We start from the raw sequence: 14,135 nt of genomic DNA on the forward strand, positions 1-14,135 counted from the left end.
GTCACTGCCGATCGAGGTCGGCCAGCAGCAGCCGCGCGATCCGGTCCAGTTCGGCGCGGTCGCGCACCGACAACCCGGACAGCAGGCGGGTCTCGTTGTCGGTGTGTGCCGTCACGACCTCGTCGACGCGGGCGCGACCGGCCTCGGTCAGGGCGACCCGGACCGCGCGGCGGTCGGCGGGATCGGCGATACGGCGCACCAGTCCGGCCGATTCCAGGCGGTCCAAGCGACCGGTCATGCCGGCGCGCGACAACATCAGCGTGTCGGCCAGGACCGAGGGGGTCAGTTCGAACGGTTCGCCCGAACGGCGCAGCGCCGCAAGCACATCGAATTCGCCCCGCTGCAGCCCGTGTGCGGTGAACACCGCGTCGATCTCGCGCTCGGCGAGGACGTACAGGCGGCCGAGGCGGCCGAGTACCGCCATCGCCGCCAGATCCAGGTCGGGGCGTTCGCGCTCCCACTGCGCCACGATCGCGTCCACCGCATCGGTCTGTCGTCCGGCCATGGACACATACTATTCGACGAGATATAGTTCGGTAGCGAACTATTCGATAGCGAATCACTTTGGAGATCCGATGACCACCGCACCCCGCATTCCCGCCGCCGTCGTCCAGCCCGCCGAGGCCGAGGTACGCGTGACCGATGCCGTGACCATGCGGCTGTTGCTGGATTCCGATCGCACCGGCGGCAGCGTCAGCACACTCGAGGTCACGATGGCCCCCGGCGCCGACGGGGCGACTCCGCACTACCACACGATGTCCGACGAGCTGTTCTACGTCGCCGAGGGCGATTTGCAGGTGCTCGCGGGGGAGCAGATCACGACGGTCGCCGCGGGCGGCGCGATCACGGTGCCGCGGTTCATGCCGCATGCCTTCGGCGCCGCCCCGGGTTCACCGGCGCGAATCCTGATCGCGCTGACCCCGGCCGTGCAGCGCTTCGGCTACTTCCGGCTGCTCGAGCGAGTGGCCTCGGGCGAGGCCACCCTCGCCGAACTCGCCGCCACCCAGGACGAATACGACAACCACTTCGTCGACGCGCCGCACTGGTGGGCCGAACGCAACGCCCACCGGGCGTGAGCTCCGGCGTGGAGCACCAGGAGAGGCCGCCGACCGCGGACGCCGATCGGCCGTTTCGGGCGAGTGTGCGGCTCAGGCCTTACTGACCGCTTTGCGCCGGTTGGCACCACCGCGGCTGCGGAGTTGCACATGCGACTCCACGAGCACGTTGTGTATGAATCCGTACGAACGGCCGGTCTCCCGCGCCAGCGAACGAATGCTGGCGCCCGCCTCGTATTGCTTCTTGAGCTGGGTTTGCAGCCGGTCGCGCGACTTGCCCGTGACGCGCGTACCCTTACCCAACATCGACTTCCCCTGTGCGGGCCTGTCACTCATGGCTTCCTCCGGTCGCCGTGCAGCCTCATTCCAGGCTAGACACTCGATCCGCAGTGATCAACGCCTCACTGTGATGAAACTCACCGATTGCGAGGATATTTCGGCGTGTCTCGGCGCGTCGCAGGAAGCATTCGCCACGCTCAGGCCAGCTGAATCAGCTCCAGGTAGTCCTGCGACCAGTGGTCCTCGGTGCCGTCGGGCAGCATGATCACCCGTTCCGGGTTGAGGGCTTCGGCCGCCCCTGGGTCGTGGGTGACCAGAACGACCGCGCCCGCGTAGCTGCGCAGCGCGTCGAGGACCTGCTCGCGCGAGACCGGATCGAGGTTGTTGGTGGGCTCGTCGAGCAGCAGCACGTTGGCCGCCGAGGACACCAGGCCGGCCAGCGCCAGCCGGGTCTTCTCACCGCCGGACAGAGTGCCGGCGGGCTGGTCGAGCTGTGGGCCGGTGAACATGAACGCGCCCAGCAGCCCGCGCAGGTCCTGCTCACCCGCATCGGGTGCGGCGTGGCGGATGTTCTCCCAGACGGTGGCGTTGTCGTCGAGGGTGTCGTGCTCCTGCGCGAAATAGCCGATGCGCAGGCCGCGGCCCGGATCGATCTGCCCGGCGGTCAGCGGCTCGACCCCGGCGAGCAGACGCAGCATGGTCGTTTTGCCCGCGCCGTTGAGGCCGAGGATCACGACCCGGCTGCCTTTGTCGATGGCCAGGTTCACGCCGGTGAAGATCTCCAGCGACCCGTAGAGCTTGGTGAGGTTGGTGGCCATCAGTGGCGTCTTGCCGCAGGGCGCGGGTTCGGGGAACTTGATGCGGGCCACCTTGTCGGCCACGCGCACGTCGTCGAGTTCGGAGAGCATGCGCTCGGCTCGCTTGACCATCTGGTGTGCGGCAGCGGCTTTCGTCGCCTTGGCACCGAGCTTGGCGGCCTGCTGCTTGAGCGCGGAGGCCTTCTTCTCCGCGTTGGCGCGCTCGCGGACACGGCGCTGTTCGTCGGTGGCGCGGGCGTCGAGATATTTCTTCCAGCCCATGTTGTAGATGTCGGCCTCACCACGCACGGCGTCGAGGAACCACACCTTGTTCACCACGTCGGCGAGCAGGTCGACGTCGTGGGAGATGACGATCAGGCCACCGTCATGGCTCTGCAGGAAGCCCCGCAGCCAGGTGATGGAGTCGGCGTCGAGGTGGTTGGTGGGCTCGTCGAGCAGCAGCGTCGTATCGGATTTGCCGCCGGAGCCGTCGGACGCGGAGAACAGGATGCGCGCCAGCTCGATGCGACGGCGCTGACCGCCCGACAGCGTGCGCAGGGCCTGGCCCAGCACCCGATCCGGCAGACCGAGGCTGTGGCAGATCCGGGCGGCCTCGCTCTCGGCGACATATCCGCCCAGCGCAGAGAATCGTTCCTCGAGCCGGCCGTATTTGCGCACCGCCTTCTCGCGTTCGGCGTCGTCGACGACCTCGGCCATCAGGGCCTGCTGCTTCTCCATATCGCGGATCAGCTTGTCGAGTCCACGCGCCGAGAGCACGCGGTCGCGGGCCAGCACGTCGAGATTTCCCTCGCGCGGATCCTGCGGCAGATAGCCGATTTCGCCCGAGCGAATCACTTTGCCGGCGTAGGGTTCTCCCTCCCCGGCCAGGATGCGCAGGGTGGTGGTCTTACCCGCGCCGTTGCGGCCGACGAGACCGATCCGATCACCGGCTTGCACCCGCAGCGCCGACCCCGGCGCGGTGAGCAGGGTGCGGATTCCGGCCCGGACCTCCAGGTCGGTCGCGGTGATCACAACAGTCTCCTAGCACGGTAAGGGGGCAAACGGTTCGATTGTGCATCCTTCGGACGCACCAGAACCACCCATTTTACCGGCCGTCGACGCTCACTCGGCCACCACCCGCAGCGTGCGCAAGGTCGGATCGGCCGGATCCGGCACATTCATCCCGTTCTCCACTCCGGACCGCAGGTAGTCCACCACCGCGACGTCGACCAGTTCCCCGGGCACGATCACCGGGATTCCCGGTGGATACGGCGTGACCTGTTCGGCGGCGATGCGGCCGATCGCCTGCTCGAACGGCACCGTCTCCTCCGGGCCGAAGAAGGCGTCACGGGGGTTCATCACCGATTCCAGCTGCAGGTCGCGCGGTGCGGGCATGTGGATGTCGGCAGGGCTCGGGCCGGCACCGCGGTACTGCACCCGCCACGCGGTCATGGCGTCGACCAGCGCGTCGACAGTGTCGGTGTCGTCGGCCATCGACAGCGTGGCCAGGATCCTGCGATGGTCGCTGTGCCCCATATCGATGCGGCGATACTCGCGCAGCCAGTCGGCCACCTCGAAACCCGTTGCGCCGGTGTCCGAGACGTCCATCAGCACCTGCATGCGATCGAGGTCGTGGGAGGCCTCCGCGCCGAGCAGTTCGTCCTCCATCACCGAGATGCCGGGAATGCGGTCGAGCGCGGAGCGGGCTCGTTCGGCCGTGTGCAGCGCGTCGGTGAGCAGCTTCTCGCCGTGCTCGACCATCTGCCGTCGCCAGCCGTCGATGGCCGCGTAGAGCAGCACGTTGGGGCTCGTCGTGGTGAGCAGTTCGGCGCACAGCTTCAACTTGTCGACGTCGACCAGATCGCCCTGGACGTGGAAGACCGAACCCTGTTCGAATCCGGCGCCCATCTTGTGCACGCTGACCACGCAGACATCCGCGCCGGCATCCATCGCCCAGGTAGGCAGATCGGGGTGGAACGGCAGATGGGCGCCCCACGCCTCGTCGATGATCAGCGGTTTGCCCCGGCGATGGCAGACCTCCGCGATGCCGCGGATGTCGGCGCAGGTGCCGTACGGGCTCGGACTCACGATCAGCGCGCCGGCGGCATCGGGATATTTCTGCCAGGCCCGCTCGACCTGTTCCGGGGACGGCGGATGCGACAGGTGCCGCCGCGCATCCCAGCGCGGTGGCACCCACCGGGGCAGCACGCCGGAGAACACCAGACCCGCGACGATGGATTTGTGGCTGTCACGGCCCAGGATGAGGCCGCCGTCGCCGCCGGCGACGGCGAGCATCGCCGCCTTCACCGACAGCGAGCTGCCGCAGGTGGAGAAGAACGCCACGTCGGCGCCCACCGCGTCGGCCATCAATTTCTCGGCCTCGCTCAGATAGCCGCCGCGTGAGAGCCGGTCGTCGAGACCGGGCGCGGCGAGGATGTCGGCCGCCAGCGCGCCGCCGAGCACCTCGCGCACGCGCGGATCGGCGCCCGCACCCTGCCGATGCCCGGGCGGAGTGAAGCCGTAGCGGCCGAGTTGGCGGTATTCGGCCAATGCGTCCAGCACGGGGGCCCGTGAGTGATCCATCCAGTTCGCCTCTCCTCGGTATCAGTGGTGATCGCGTACCGCTCAGCACAGGGCCGGCGGTACCTCCTTCTCGAATGCGGTGAAGAACCCCTCCAGATCCGGCCCGATCTGGCCGACGTACACGTCACCGCGGTGCAGGCGGCGGATCAGGTCGACGGCTTCGGCCAGCATCTGCAGCCGCGGTCGCGGCGGCCTGGGCGATGAGCGCGGGATGGATACGTATCGTCGGACAGGTCACGGCCGTGGTGATCGGGAGCGACGTGGCGAGAAAATATCCGATGGCTGCCATGTCCGGCGGTTACCCAGCAGCCGCGCCGGTATTCGGCCGCCGGGGCGCACCACCTCACCGTCGGCCGGCACCGCCGACCGAATATTTTCCGGCCGAGTCCGCGAGCCGCATGCCGTGCCCGGCGCCGCGGCCGGGCGCCAGCACACCGTCGCGGACCGCGGGCACGCCGTCGACCAGCAGTGGTTCCAGGCGGCTGTGGTCGATGAACCACTCCACGTGACGCAGATGGGCGAACGAGGACACGATCGGGGCGTGCAGCGAGGGCGCGCAGTGGGCGGAGACGTCCAGGCCGTGCGCGGCAGCGAGTGCGGCGCATTCCAGGAAGCCGCTGTAGCCGCCGCAGCGGGTCACATCGAGTTGCAGGCAATCCACCGAGCCGATCAACGCGGCCGCGTCGTAGGGGCGGTAGACGTATTCACCGGCGGCCACATCGCAGCGCAGCGCCGCCCGCAGCAGCGCCAGCCCGGGCGGATCGTCGCTGGTTACGGGCTCTTCGAACCAGATCACATCGTGCCGGTCGAGGTCGGCGCCCACCCGGCGGGCCAGAGCGGCGGAGTAGGCGCCGTTCGCGTCGACCATCAACCGGGCGCGGTCGCCGAGCAGCCCGTCCGCCAAGGACACCCGCTCGAGGTCCCGATCGGGCCGCTCGCCACGATCCTCCCCGATCTTGATCTTGACGCAGCGGCACCCCGCCGACAGCCAGCCCTCGATCTGCTCGCCCAGCTCGTCATCGGTGAGGGTGGTGAATCCGCCCGAGCCGTAGACCGGTGTCGCGAGCCGCACGGCGCCGAACAGCCGGCTCAACGGCACGCCGAGCAGCCGCGCTTTCAGGTCCCACAGGGCGATGTCGACGGCGCTGAGCGCATGCGCGACGACCGCGGCGGTGCCCAGATTGCGGCAGGCGCGCTGCATCCGGATCCGGCAGTCGCCGATATCGAACGGCGAGCGTCCGGCCAGAACCGGGGCGAGCACGTCGCGCACGATCGCCGCGGCGGCACCGCCGCTGTAGGTCCACCCCAGCCCGCTCTGCCCGCCCGCGTCGATCTCCACGGTCACCGCGGTCGTCGCCTCCCATTCGAGGGTGCCGTCGGCCTCCGGCTCCGGCGTCGGGAACCGGTAGACCCCGACCCGGACCGACTCGTCGATGATCGCCGCACTCATCCCTGACCCTTCGCCGCCAGCGCCGCCGCCAGCAGTTCGACCGCGTGGCGCGGATCGGCGTCCGGTTGCAACTGCCGGATCTGGGTCCGGCAGCTGAATCCGTCGGCGAGCACCACGGTGCCCGGATCGCGCCGGCGCACCGCGGGCATCAGCCTGTCCTCCGCGCAGGCCACCGAGACGTCGTAGTGGCCGCGTTCGAAGCCGAAATTGCCTGCCAGACCGCAGCATCCGGCATCGAGGACCTCCACGTCGGCGCCGGCCGAGGACAGCAGTTCGCGATCGGTGTCGTAGCGCATGATCGCGTGGTGGTGGCAGTGCGGCTGCACCATGGCCGCGGTGTCGACGGGCGGCGGGTTCCAGTCCGGCGCCCGCTCTGCCAGCAGTTCGGCGAGAGTGTAGGTCTGTTTCGACAGCCGGTCGGCGTCCTGGTCGCCGTAGAGCAGTTCGGGCAGATCGGCCCGGAACACGGCCGCGCAGCTGGGTTCGAGAACGACGATCGGTGTGCTGTCGCGCAACTGCGGCGCCAGCACCCGCAACGTGCGGCGCAGCACGCGTTTGGCGGTGGGCAGCTGGCCGGTGGAGATCCAGGTCAGACCGCAGCAGACGGTGCGCTCGGGCACGATCACGGAGAAGCCCGCGGCCTCGAGCACCGTCACCGCGGCTTCGGCGATTCCCGGCTCGAAATTGTTGGTGAAGGTATCGGGCCACAGCAGCACCGTGCCGCGCTCACCGGTGGTGGAGCTCGTGTGGTTGCGGAAGGTCCGGGTGAAGCGGCCGCGGGCGAAGCGAGGCATCTTCCGTTCCCGTGCGATGCCGCCCGCGGCCGAGACCAGCCGCCGCAGGCCCGGGGTGTGGGTCACGGCGTTGGCGAGCGGAGCCATCGAGGTGCCGAGCCGGGCCCACAGCGGAATCCAGCCCATCGAATAGTGGGCCATCGGCCGCACCCGGTGTTCGTAGTGGTGGGACAGGAACTCGGCCTTATAGGTGGCCATGTCGACATCGACCGGGCAGTCGCTGCGACATCCCTTGCACGCCAGGCACAGATCGAGCGCGTCACGCACCTCGGTGGATCGCCAGCCGTCGGTGATCGCCTCCCCCTGCAGCATTTCGAACAGCAGCCGGGCCCGCCCGCGGGTGGAATGCTCCTCCTCCCGCGTCGCGCGGTAGCTGGGACACATCACCCCGCTGCTCTCGCCGCGGCATTTGCCGACGCCCACGCAGCGTCCGGCCGCCTCACTGAAGCGGTGGTCGTCGTCGGGAAAGGCGAAGTGCGTCACCGGTTCCCACGGCCGGTAGTCGCTTCCCTGGCGCAGATCCGAATCCAGACGATGCGGCTGGACGATCTTGCCCGGATTCATCCGGTTGCGCGGATCGAACAGCGCCTTCACCTCACCGAAGGCGCGAACCACCTTGTCGCCGAACATGATCGGCAACAGCTCGGCGCGCGACTGGCCGTCGCCGTGCTCGCCCGACAGCGACCCACCGTAGCTGCTCACCAGGCGCGCGGCCCGTTCGACGAAGCGCCGGTAGTGCGCGATCCCGTCGGCGGTGCGCAGGTCGAACGGGATGCGGGTGTGCACGCAGCCGTGGCCGAAATGCCCGTAGAGCGAACTGGATTCGTAGCCGAATTCCTCGAGCAGCGCGTCGAAGTCGCGCAGATAGTCGCCGAGCCGCTCGGGCGGGACCGCGGCATCTTCCCATCCCTCGTGCGTTTCCGGGCCGTCGGGCGGATAGGCGGTGGCGCCGAGTCCGGCCTCGCGGGCGGCCCACACCTCGGCCTCGCGGTCGGGATCGTCCAAGATGGTGGAACTCGCGCCGGTGGCGTGTTCGAGGTCGGCGATCATCGTCTTCGCCCGCGCGTCGGCTTCCTTCTGGTCGTCGCCGTCGAATTGCACCATCAGCCAGGCCTTCCCGTCGGGCAACTGCGAGATGGCCTTCGCCGCCAGGTGCCGGCTGTGCTCCAGTTGGACCAGGCGATGGTCGAGGCCCTCGAGGGCGGCGGGGTCGTGCGGCAGAATGCGGGAGACCGCGTCGGCGGCGTGATAGACGTCGGGGAAGCCGAGCACGACCATCGCCTTGGCGGCCGGGACCCGGACCAGCTCGATCTCCGCGCGTAGCACGGTCACCAGTGTGCTTTCGCTGCCGACGAGGAACTTCGCGAGATCGAATCCTCGCTCCGGCAGCAGCGCGTCCAGGTTGTATCCGGACACCCTGCGGGGAATGTCCGGATACGCGGCGCGGATGTCGTCGGCGTAGCGGTCCCGGATCTCCCGCAGCCGGCGGACCAGTTCGTCGGTCTCCGGATTCGCGCCCGGAATCGGGTCCTCGGCACCCACCCAGGCCCGCAGGCCGTCGTAGGTGAGAATCTCTAGCCGGCGCACGGAGTCGACCATCTTGCCGTAGGCCTGTGCCGTGGCACCACACGAGTTGTTGCCGATCATTCCGCCGATCGTGCAGCTGACGTGGGTCGACGGCTTGGGCCCGACCATCAGCCCGGACGACGTCAGTTGCTGGTTGAGCGGATCGAGCGCGATGCCCGGTTCGACCACGGCCGTGCGCGTTTCGGCGGCGACGCCGAGCAGCCGGTGACAGTACTTGGTCCAGTCGATCACGACCGCGGTGTTGCAGCTCTGCCCGGCGAGGCTGGTCCCGCCGCCACGGGAGAGCAACGGGACGTCGTGGTCGCGGCAGATTCCCACCGCGATCGCGGCGGCTTCCGGTGTGTGCGGAACGACCACCCCCAGTGGCAGGGCGCGATAGTTGGAGGCGTCGGTGGAATAGGTGGCGCGAGTTCCCGAATCGAAACGGACCTCCCCCTCGACCGCCTCCTTCAGGGCGGTTTCGAGCGCCTGCAGCGGCCATCGGTCTCGATTCGAGCCGCGGTGCGGGCGGGCCGCGCGATCCGAAATCGTCATTCGTGCACCTCTGTCGTGGTCGGCCGGATGTGGTGCGGCCGCACCTCGGCGCGGGCGGCCGGACATCGCGCGGGTACCCGGTCGACATGAGGTCACACCCGCCGAATCGGACACGATGGCAGGCGAACCCGGCCCGAATAACGGCTCGCGGCGCGGGTACGCCGCAGATGCGACGTCCCCGCCGTGCGGCCTTCGGCGAGGGGCGCCGGACAACCGCGCGAGGAGAGGAGACCGAGTGAGCGGGCAGTCACCCGTAGTGGTCGTCACCGGAGCCAGTGCCGGAATCGGGCGCGCCGCCGCGCGGCGCTTCGCCGCCGACGGTGCCCGCGTGGCGCTGCTGGCCCGCGGGCGTGCCGGGCTGGACGCCGCGGCGAAGGACGTGGAACGAGCCGGCGGTGCGGCGCTGCCGATCCCGGCCGACGTCGCCGACTACGACGCCGTCGATGCGGCCGCCGACCGCGTCGAGCAGCAGTGGGGTCCGATCGACGTGTGGGTCAATTCAGCGTTCACCTCGGTCTTCGCCCCCTTCACCGAGATCGAGCCGAAGGAGTATCGCCGCGTCACCGAGGTCACCTATCTCGGGTCGGTGCACGGAGTGATGGTGGCACTGGCCCGGATGCGCCCGCGTAACCGCGGAACCATCGTGCAGGTCGGGTCGGCACTCGGCGAGCGGGCGATCCCGCTGCAATCGGCCTACTGCGGCGCCAAGCACGCGGTCAACGGATTCCTCGAGGCGGTGCGGGTGGAGCTGATGCACGAGCACAGTGACGTACACGTGACGATCGTGCAGGCGCCGGCGGTCAACACACCTCAATTCTCTTGGGTGCGTTCGCGTTTGCCGAAGAAACCGCAGCCGGTGCCGCCGATCTACCAGCCCGAGGTGGTGGCCGACACCATCGCTTTTGCCGCCGAGCATCCGGAACGCAAGCAATATTGGGTGGGCGCGAGCACGGTCGGCACCGTCGTCGCGCAGCGGCTCGCGCCGGCGGTACTGGACCGTTATCTGGCGCGCACCGGCTACGACTCGCAGCAGACCGATGCCGACGAGACCGAGCGCCCGGACAATCTGTGGCGCCCGCTCGACGACGAACACGGCCACGACTACGGCGCGCACGGTGATTTCGACGGCCGGGCCCATCGGCACAGCCCGCAGGCGTGGATGTCGCGCTGTGTCGAATCGGTGGCCGGTTCCGTCGCCCGGATGGCCCGGCACTGACCGTCATCGGGCCGGTCGGCCGCGGTTGAGTTCGACTGCCGCGGGTACCCGCCCGGCGACCAGGGCAGGCAGGGCAATTCCCGTGGGATCGACCCGGACAGGACAGGAGAGGAGAGGATATGGCGCAACAGGTTGGTGACTATGTCGTGGCCCGGCTCAACGAGTGGGGCGTGAAACAGGTTTTCGCCTATCCCGGTGACGGCATCAACGGCCTGGTCGCCGCCTTCGGCCGCACCGCGGACCGGCCCGCCTTCGTGCAGGCCCGGCACGAGGAGATGGCGGCGTTCCAGGCCACCGGCTACGCCAAGTTCAGCGGGCACGTCGGTGTCTGCATGGCCACGTCGGGCCCGGGCGCGGTCCATCTGCTCAACGGCCTCTACGACGCGAAACTCGACCACGTCCCGGTGGTGGCGATCATCGGGCAGACCGCGCGCAGCGCGATGGGCGGCAGCTATCAGCAGGAGATCGACCTGCAGAGCCTGTACAAGGACGTGGCCTCCGAATATCTGGTCGAGGTGAATGTCGCCGAACAGCTGCCCAACGCAATCGACCGCGCCTTCCGCACGGCGTGGACCCGGCGCGCACCCACCGCGGTGATCATCCCGGCGGATCTGCAGGAGGAGAGCTACGAACCGCCCCAGCACGAATTCAAGCAGGTGCCGTCGAGCCCGCCCGCCGAGATGCATTCGGTGCTCGTGCCCGCGCGCGCGGAGATCGAGCGCGCCGCGGAGGTGATCGGCGCCGGTTCCAAGGTGGCGATCCTGGTCGGTCAGGGCGCCCGTTCGGCCGCGCGCGAGGTAACCGAACTCGCGGAGATCACCGGTGCCGGGGTCGCCAAGGCGCTGCTCGGCAAGGATGTGCTGCCCGACGATCTCCCGTTCGTCACCGGTCCGATCGGTTTGCTCGGCACCCGCCCCAGCTACGAGCTGATGCGCGACTGCGACACCCTGGTGATCATCGGTTCCAACTTCCCCTACAGCCAGTTCCTGCCCCCGCTGGATCAGGCCCGGGCGGTGCAGATCGATATCGACGGCACCATGATCGGCATGCGGTATCCGACGGAGGTGAATCTGGTTGGAGATGCGAAAGCCACTCTGGCCGAGCTGATTCCGCTGCTGAAGCCGGTGAGTGACCGCTCCTGGCGCGAAACCGTGGAGTCGAATGTGGCCCGGTGGTGGGAAACCGTCGAACGGCAGTCGACGCTGGCCGCGAAACCTGTCAACCCGATGCGAGTGGTCTGGGAACTGTCGCAACAGATCCCGGACAACGCCATCGTCACCGCCGATTCCGGATCGTCCACCAACTGGTACGCGCGATGTCTGAAGTTCCGCGGCACCATGCGGGGGTCGCTGTCGGGAACACTGGCCACCATGGGCCCCGGTGTGCCGTACGCGATCGGCGCCAAGTTCGCCCATCCGGACCGGCCGGTGATCGCACTCGTCGGTGACGGCGCGATGCAGATGAACGGGCTGGCCGAACTGATCACCATCGCCCGCTACGCCGAACGCTGGGACGACAAGCGACTGGTGGTGTGTGTCTTCCACAACAACGACCTCAACCAGGTGACCTGGGAACTGCGGTCCATGGGCGGTTCGCCGAAATTCGAGGATTCCCAATCGCTTCCGGACATTTCATACGCCGACGCGGCGCGCTGCTTCGGACTCGCGGCGATCGAGGTCGACGACCCGGAGCAACTTGCCGGGGCCTGGGAACGCGCCCTGTCCGCCGACCGCCCGACGCTGCTGGACGTGCGCTGTGATCCCGAGGTGCCGCCGATCCCGCCGCACGCCACCTGGGATCAGATGAAGGCGACCGCCGAAGCGGTGCTGCGTGGCGATCCGAACGCCTGGCATCTGGTCGCTCAGGGCATGAAGACCAAGGCCCAGGAGTTCCTGCCGGGCGGCCGCTCGGACGACAACCGGTAGATCGGCCGCGCGCGGGACCTACTCGCGCGCGGCATCCCAATCGGTCAGCGAATGCCTGGCGTGCCGCAACGCGCACCGGAACCGCTCACGGTCGGCGCCCGGTGCCACGCTGTCGAACAGGCCGGCCGCCACCGCCGCCACGACCGCGATGATCAGCAGAGTTGTCATATCGGCCAGTCTGCGACGATCGGCCATGAAGCAACAGAGCCAATGCCACATCAGTGGCCCGGAAGCTGCGCAACCGGCACGCCGGTAGCTATCATCGGCCCCCTTGCCTCACAGCGCTGGGCCGAACCCCGGCCGACAGCTCGATTCTGCCGATGCTCGAGTGGCGCCCGAATGCGTTGCGCAACACGGGTCCCGAGCATGCGCGTTTTCGTGCCGCCAACGTCGCGGCCATCGGTCGAGTGGATCTGCACACGGTGCACACCGTCGTCGAGCAGATCGTGACGCCGCTGATCAACTCGTTCAGCGCCGACGGCCGGGCGACATCACCTCGCGGCTGATCGCGCACGATAGCGGTCTCGACGACACGGGAACCGCTCCCATCTGCCGTGGGGCGCCGGCCGCACGCCTGCCCTGCGCGGCAGATCGGCTATCTGGTCGCCAGGACGCCGTCGACCAGCTCCCGGACGCGCTCCCGGATATCGAGCTGGCCGTGCCGGTGAACGAACTCCGCTGGCGCCCAGGACCTTTCCATCGTGCCCTGACCGCGCTACCGGTCACCTTCCCGCACTCCCCGCCATTGCGCGGCACGCTCGGCTAGCGGTCCCACGACGCCGCAGCGCCGATCCGCTGCCGGGCGCACGGGCCGCGCGCGAGCTACCGTCGTGGCATGCACACCCTCGTGATGACCGGCGCGACGCGTGGATTCGGCCGGATCGCCGCCCGGGAGATTCTGCGCATCGCACCCGATACCCGCCTGCTGGTGGTGGCGCGCGGCGCGTCCGGACCACAGGTGTGTGCGGAATTGTCCGGTGCGGGATATGCGGCCTCGCATGTGGAGGCCGATCTCGCGTCGCTGGCCGGTATCCGTTCGGCGGCGCGGCGAATTCACGACATGCTCGATCGCGGCGAGGTGCCGCCGCTGGCCGGATTCGTCGGCAATGCCGGCGTCCAGTACACCGAGGCGACCATCGCGACCGAGGACGGACTCGAGGTCACCTTCGCGGTCAACGTCGTGGCCAACCACCTGCTGCTGCGCCTGCTCGGCGACCGCTTCGTCGTGCCGTCGCGGATCGTGATCACCGTCAGCGACACCCATTTCGGCGATCTGCGGCACAACTTGGGCATGGTGCCCGGCCCGGTCTGGCACTCCCCCGATGTGCTGGCCCACCCCGGCGCCTTCGCCGATCCGTCGAGTACGGCGGCGGGCCGCACCGCGTACTCGACGAGCAAACTTGCCATGATCTATCTGGTGCACGAATACGCGCGCCGCCTACCGGCCGGAGTCGAGATCCTTTCCTACAACCCCGGTTTCGTCCCCGGCACGGATTTGACCCGCAACGCAGGCCGGCTGGAGCGCTTCGCCGCCCGCCGCCTCGCGCCCGTGCTCACCTGGACCCCGCTGGCGAGCACGCCGAAGACCGCGGGCCGGCGCCTCGCCGAGGTGGTCACCGGATCCGTCCGGGCCGAGTCCGGCAGTTACATCGATCGTCACCAGGTCACCGAGTCCTCGCCCGAGTCCTACGATCCGGCTCGCGAACGCGAGTTGTGGGAGTGCGCCGAACGTCTCACCGCCGCGCATCCGGACTGAGCCGCTCCACCTTCCGCTAGCGTGATGCCACCGAACGCAGCTACGATTTCATCGCGCTGGGCGACGTCCTGGCCGCCGGCGGGATGGGCGCGTTCTTCGCACCGTTCGAACCTTCCGACCTGGCCGCCTGATACCGCGCGCTCAGCCCGCGCCGACCAC

At 69.0% G+C, this 14,135-nt stretch carries 13 protein-coding genes and 1 pseudogene; 6 read left to right on the forward strand and 8 right to left on the reverse strand.

What is annotated here, in order from left to right:
- Position 1: 1 nt before the first annotated feature.
- The gene (locus C5E41_RS08740; protein ID WP_181063161.1) at positions 2 to 505 is read right to left on the reverse strand and encodes a MarR family winged helix-turn-helix transcriptional regulator; all 504 of its coding nucleotides are present in this window, start codon (positions 503 to 505) and stop codon (positions 2 to 4) included.
- 157 nt (positions 506 to 662) lie between these two features.
- On the opposite strand from C5E41_RS08740, the gene C5E41_RS08745 reads away from it, so the two are divergent.
- On the forward strand, positions 663 to 1,076 hold the full coding sequence (locus C5E41_RS08745; RefSeq protein WP_439956369.1) for a cupin domain-containing protein: 414 nt from the start codon (positions 663 to 665) through the stop codon (positions 1,074 to 1,076).
- Positions 1,077 to 1,148: 72 nt separating this feature from the next.
- Here C5E41_RS08745 and C5E41_RS08750 read toward each other — a convergent pair whose 3' ends face one another.
- The 6 genes from C5E41_RS08750 to C5E41_RS08775 form a co-directional block, all read right to left on the reverse strand.
- A complete protein-coding gene (locus C5E41_RS08750; RefSeq protein WP_051042699.1) occupies positions 1,149 to 1,391 on the reverse strand; it encodes a helix-turn-helix domain-containing protein in 243 nt (80 codons plus the stop codon).
- A 140-nt stretch (positions 1,392 to 1,531) separates the two neighbouring features.
- Complete coding sequence (locus C5E41_RS08755) at positions 1,532 to 3,163, reverse strand: ABC-F family ATP-binding cassette domain-containing protein (protein WP_104375313.1); 1,632 nt, start codon at positions 3,161 to 3,163, stop codon at positions 1,532 to 1,534.
- 90 nt (positions 3,164 to 3,253) lie between these two features.
- Positions 3,254 to 4,714 (reverse strand): aminotransferase class I/II-fold pyridoxal phosphate-dependent enzyme, encoded by a 1,461-nt coding sequence (locus C5E41_RS08760; RefSeq protein WP_104375314.1) that lies wholly within the window; start codon positions 4,712 to 4,714, stop codon positions 3,254 to 3,256.
- Between the two features lie 42 nt (positions 4,715 to 4,756).
- The gene (locus C5E41_RS34910) at positions 4,757 to 4,885 is read right to left on the reverse strand and encodes a hypothetical protein (protein ID WP_258080855.1); all 129 of its coding nucleotides are present in this window, start codon (positions 4,883 to 4,885) and stop codon (positions 4,757 to 4,759) included.
- Positions 4,886 to 5,057: 172 nt separating this feature from the next.
- Positions 5,058 to 6,164 (reverse strand): enolase C-terminal domain-like protein, encoded by a 1,107-nt coding sequence (locus tag C5E41_RS08770; protein ID WP_104375315.1) that lies wholly within the window; start codon positions 6,162 to 6,164, stop codon positions 5,058 to 5,060.
- Complete coding sequence (locus C5E41_RS08775; RefSeq protein ID WP_104375316.1) at positions 6,161 to 9,079, reverse strand: FAD-binding and (Fe-S)-binding domain-containing protein; 2,919 nt, start codon at positions 9,077 to 9,079, stop codon at positions 6,161 to 6,163. The genes C5E41_RS08770 and C5E41_RS08775 overlap by 4 nt, the downstream gene beginning before the upstream one ends.
- 235 nt (positions 9,080 to 9,314) lie before the next feature.
- On the opposite strand from C5E41_RS08775, the gene C5E41_RS08780 reads away from it, so the two are divergent.
- Both C5E41_RS08780 and C5E41_RS08785 read left to right on the forward strand, forming a co-directional pair.
- The gene (locus C5E41_RS08780) at positions 9,315 to 10,295 is read left to right on the forward strand and encodes an SDR family oxidoreductase (protein ID WP_258080845.1); all 981 of its coding nucleotides are present in this window, start codon (positions 9,315 to 9,317) and stop codon (positions 10,293 to 10,295) included.
- A 119-nt stretch (positions 10,296 to 10,414) separates the two neighbouring features.
- Complete coding sequence (locus C5E41_RS08785) at positions 10,415 to 12,220, forward strand: thiamine pyrophosphate-requiring protein (protein WP_104375318.1); 1,806 nt, start codon at positions 10,415 to 10,417, stop codon at positions 12,218 to 12,220.
- A gap of 18 nt (positions 12,221 to 12,238) precedes the next feature.
- Here the strand turns inward: C5E41_RS08785 and C5E41_RS33755 are convergent, their stop codons facing one another.
- Positions 12,239 to 12,388 (reverse strand): hypothetical protein, encoded by a 150-nt coding sequence (locus tag C5E41_RS33755; RefSeq protein WP_181063163.1) that lies wholly within the window; start codon positions 12,386 to 12,388, stop codon positions 12,239 to 12,241.
- A gap of 152 nt (positions 12,389 to 12,540) precedes the next feature.
- Here C5E41_RS33755 and C5E41_RS33760 point away from each other — a divergent pair, with 152 nt between their 5' ends.
- From C5E41_RS33760 to C5E41_RS08795, 3 genes and pseudogenes are all read left to right on the forward strand, one after another.
- Complete coding sequence (locus tag C5E41_RS33760; RefSeq protein ID WP_181063164.1) at positions 12,541 to 12,726, forward strand: hypothetical protein; 186 nt, start codon at positions 12,541 to 12,543, stop codon at positions 12,724 to 12,726.
- Positions 12,727 to 12,754: 28 nt separating this feature from the next.
- A pseudogene (locus C5E41_RS36160) lies at positions 12,755 to 12,986 on the forward strand (cytochrome P450); the annotation flags it as partial.
- A 69-nt stretch (positions 12,987 to 13,055) separates the two neighbouring features.
- Positions 13,056 to 13,976, forward strand: a complete 921-nt coding sequence (locus C5E41_RS08795) for an SDR family NAD(P)-dependent oxidoreductase (protein WP_181063165.1) — start codon at positions 13,056 to 13,058, stop codon at positions 13,974 to 13,976.
- Positions 13,977 to 14,135: the final 159 nt, after the last annotated feature.

It is taken from the genome of Nocardia nova, assembly GCF_002933465.1.
In the GTDB taxonomy this organism is placed as follows: domain Bacteria; phylum Actinomycetota; class Actinomycetes; order Mycobacteriales; family Mycobacteriaceae; genus Nocardia; species Nocardia nova_B.

Coding starts and splice junctions, on each gene's coding strand:
- C5E41_RS08740 (WP_181063161.1), bottom strand. CDS start 505: ATGGCCGGACGACAGACCGATGCGGTGGACGCGATCGTGGCGCAGTGG.
- C5E41_RS08750 (WP_051042699.1), bottom strand. CDS start 1,391: ATGAGTGACAGGCCCGCACAGGGGAAGTCGATGTTGGGTAAGGGTACG.
- C5E41_RS08760 (WP_104375314.1), bottom strand. CDS start 4,714: ATGGATCACTCACGGGCCCCCGTGCTGGACGCATTGGCCGAATACCGC.
- C5E41_RS34910 (WP_258080855.1), bottom strand. CDS start 4,885: ATGCTGGCCGAAGCCGTCGACCTGATCCGCCGCCTGCACCGCGGTGAC.
- C5E41_RS08770 (WP_104375315.1), bottom strand. CDS start 6,164: ATGAGTGCGGCGATCATCGACGAGTCGGTCCGGGTCGGGGTCTACCGG.
- C5E41_RS08775 (WP_104375316.1), bottom strand. CDS start 9,079: ATGACGATTTCGGATCGCGCGGCCCGCCCGCACCGCGGCTCGAATCGA.
- C5E41_RS08785 (WP_104375318.1), top strand. CDS start 10,415: ATGGCGCAACAGGTTGGTGACTATGTCGTGGCCCGGCTCAACGAGTGG.
- C5E41_RS33755 (WP_181063163.1), bottom strand. CDS start 12,388: ATGACAACTCTGCTGATCATCGCGGTCGTGGCGGCGGTGGCGGCCGGC.
- C5E41_RS33760 (WP_181063164.1), top strand. CDS start 12,541: ATGCTCGAGTGGCGCCCGAATGCGTTGCGCAACACGGGTCCCGAGCAT.
- C5E41_RS08795 (WP_181063165.1), top strand. CDS start 13,056: ATGCACACCCTCGTGATGACCGGCGCGACGCGTGGATTCGGCCGGATC.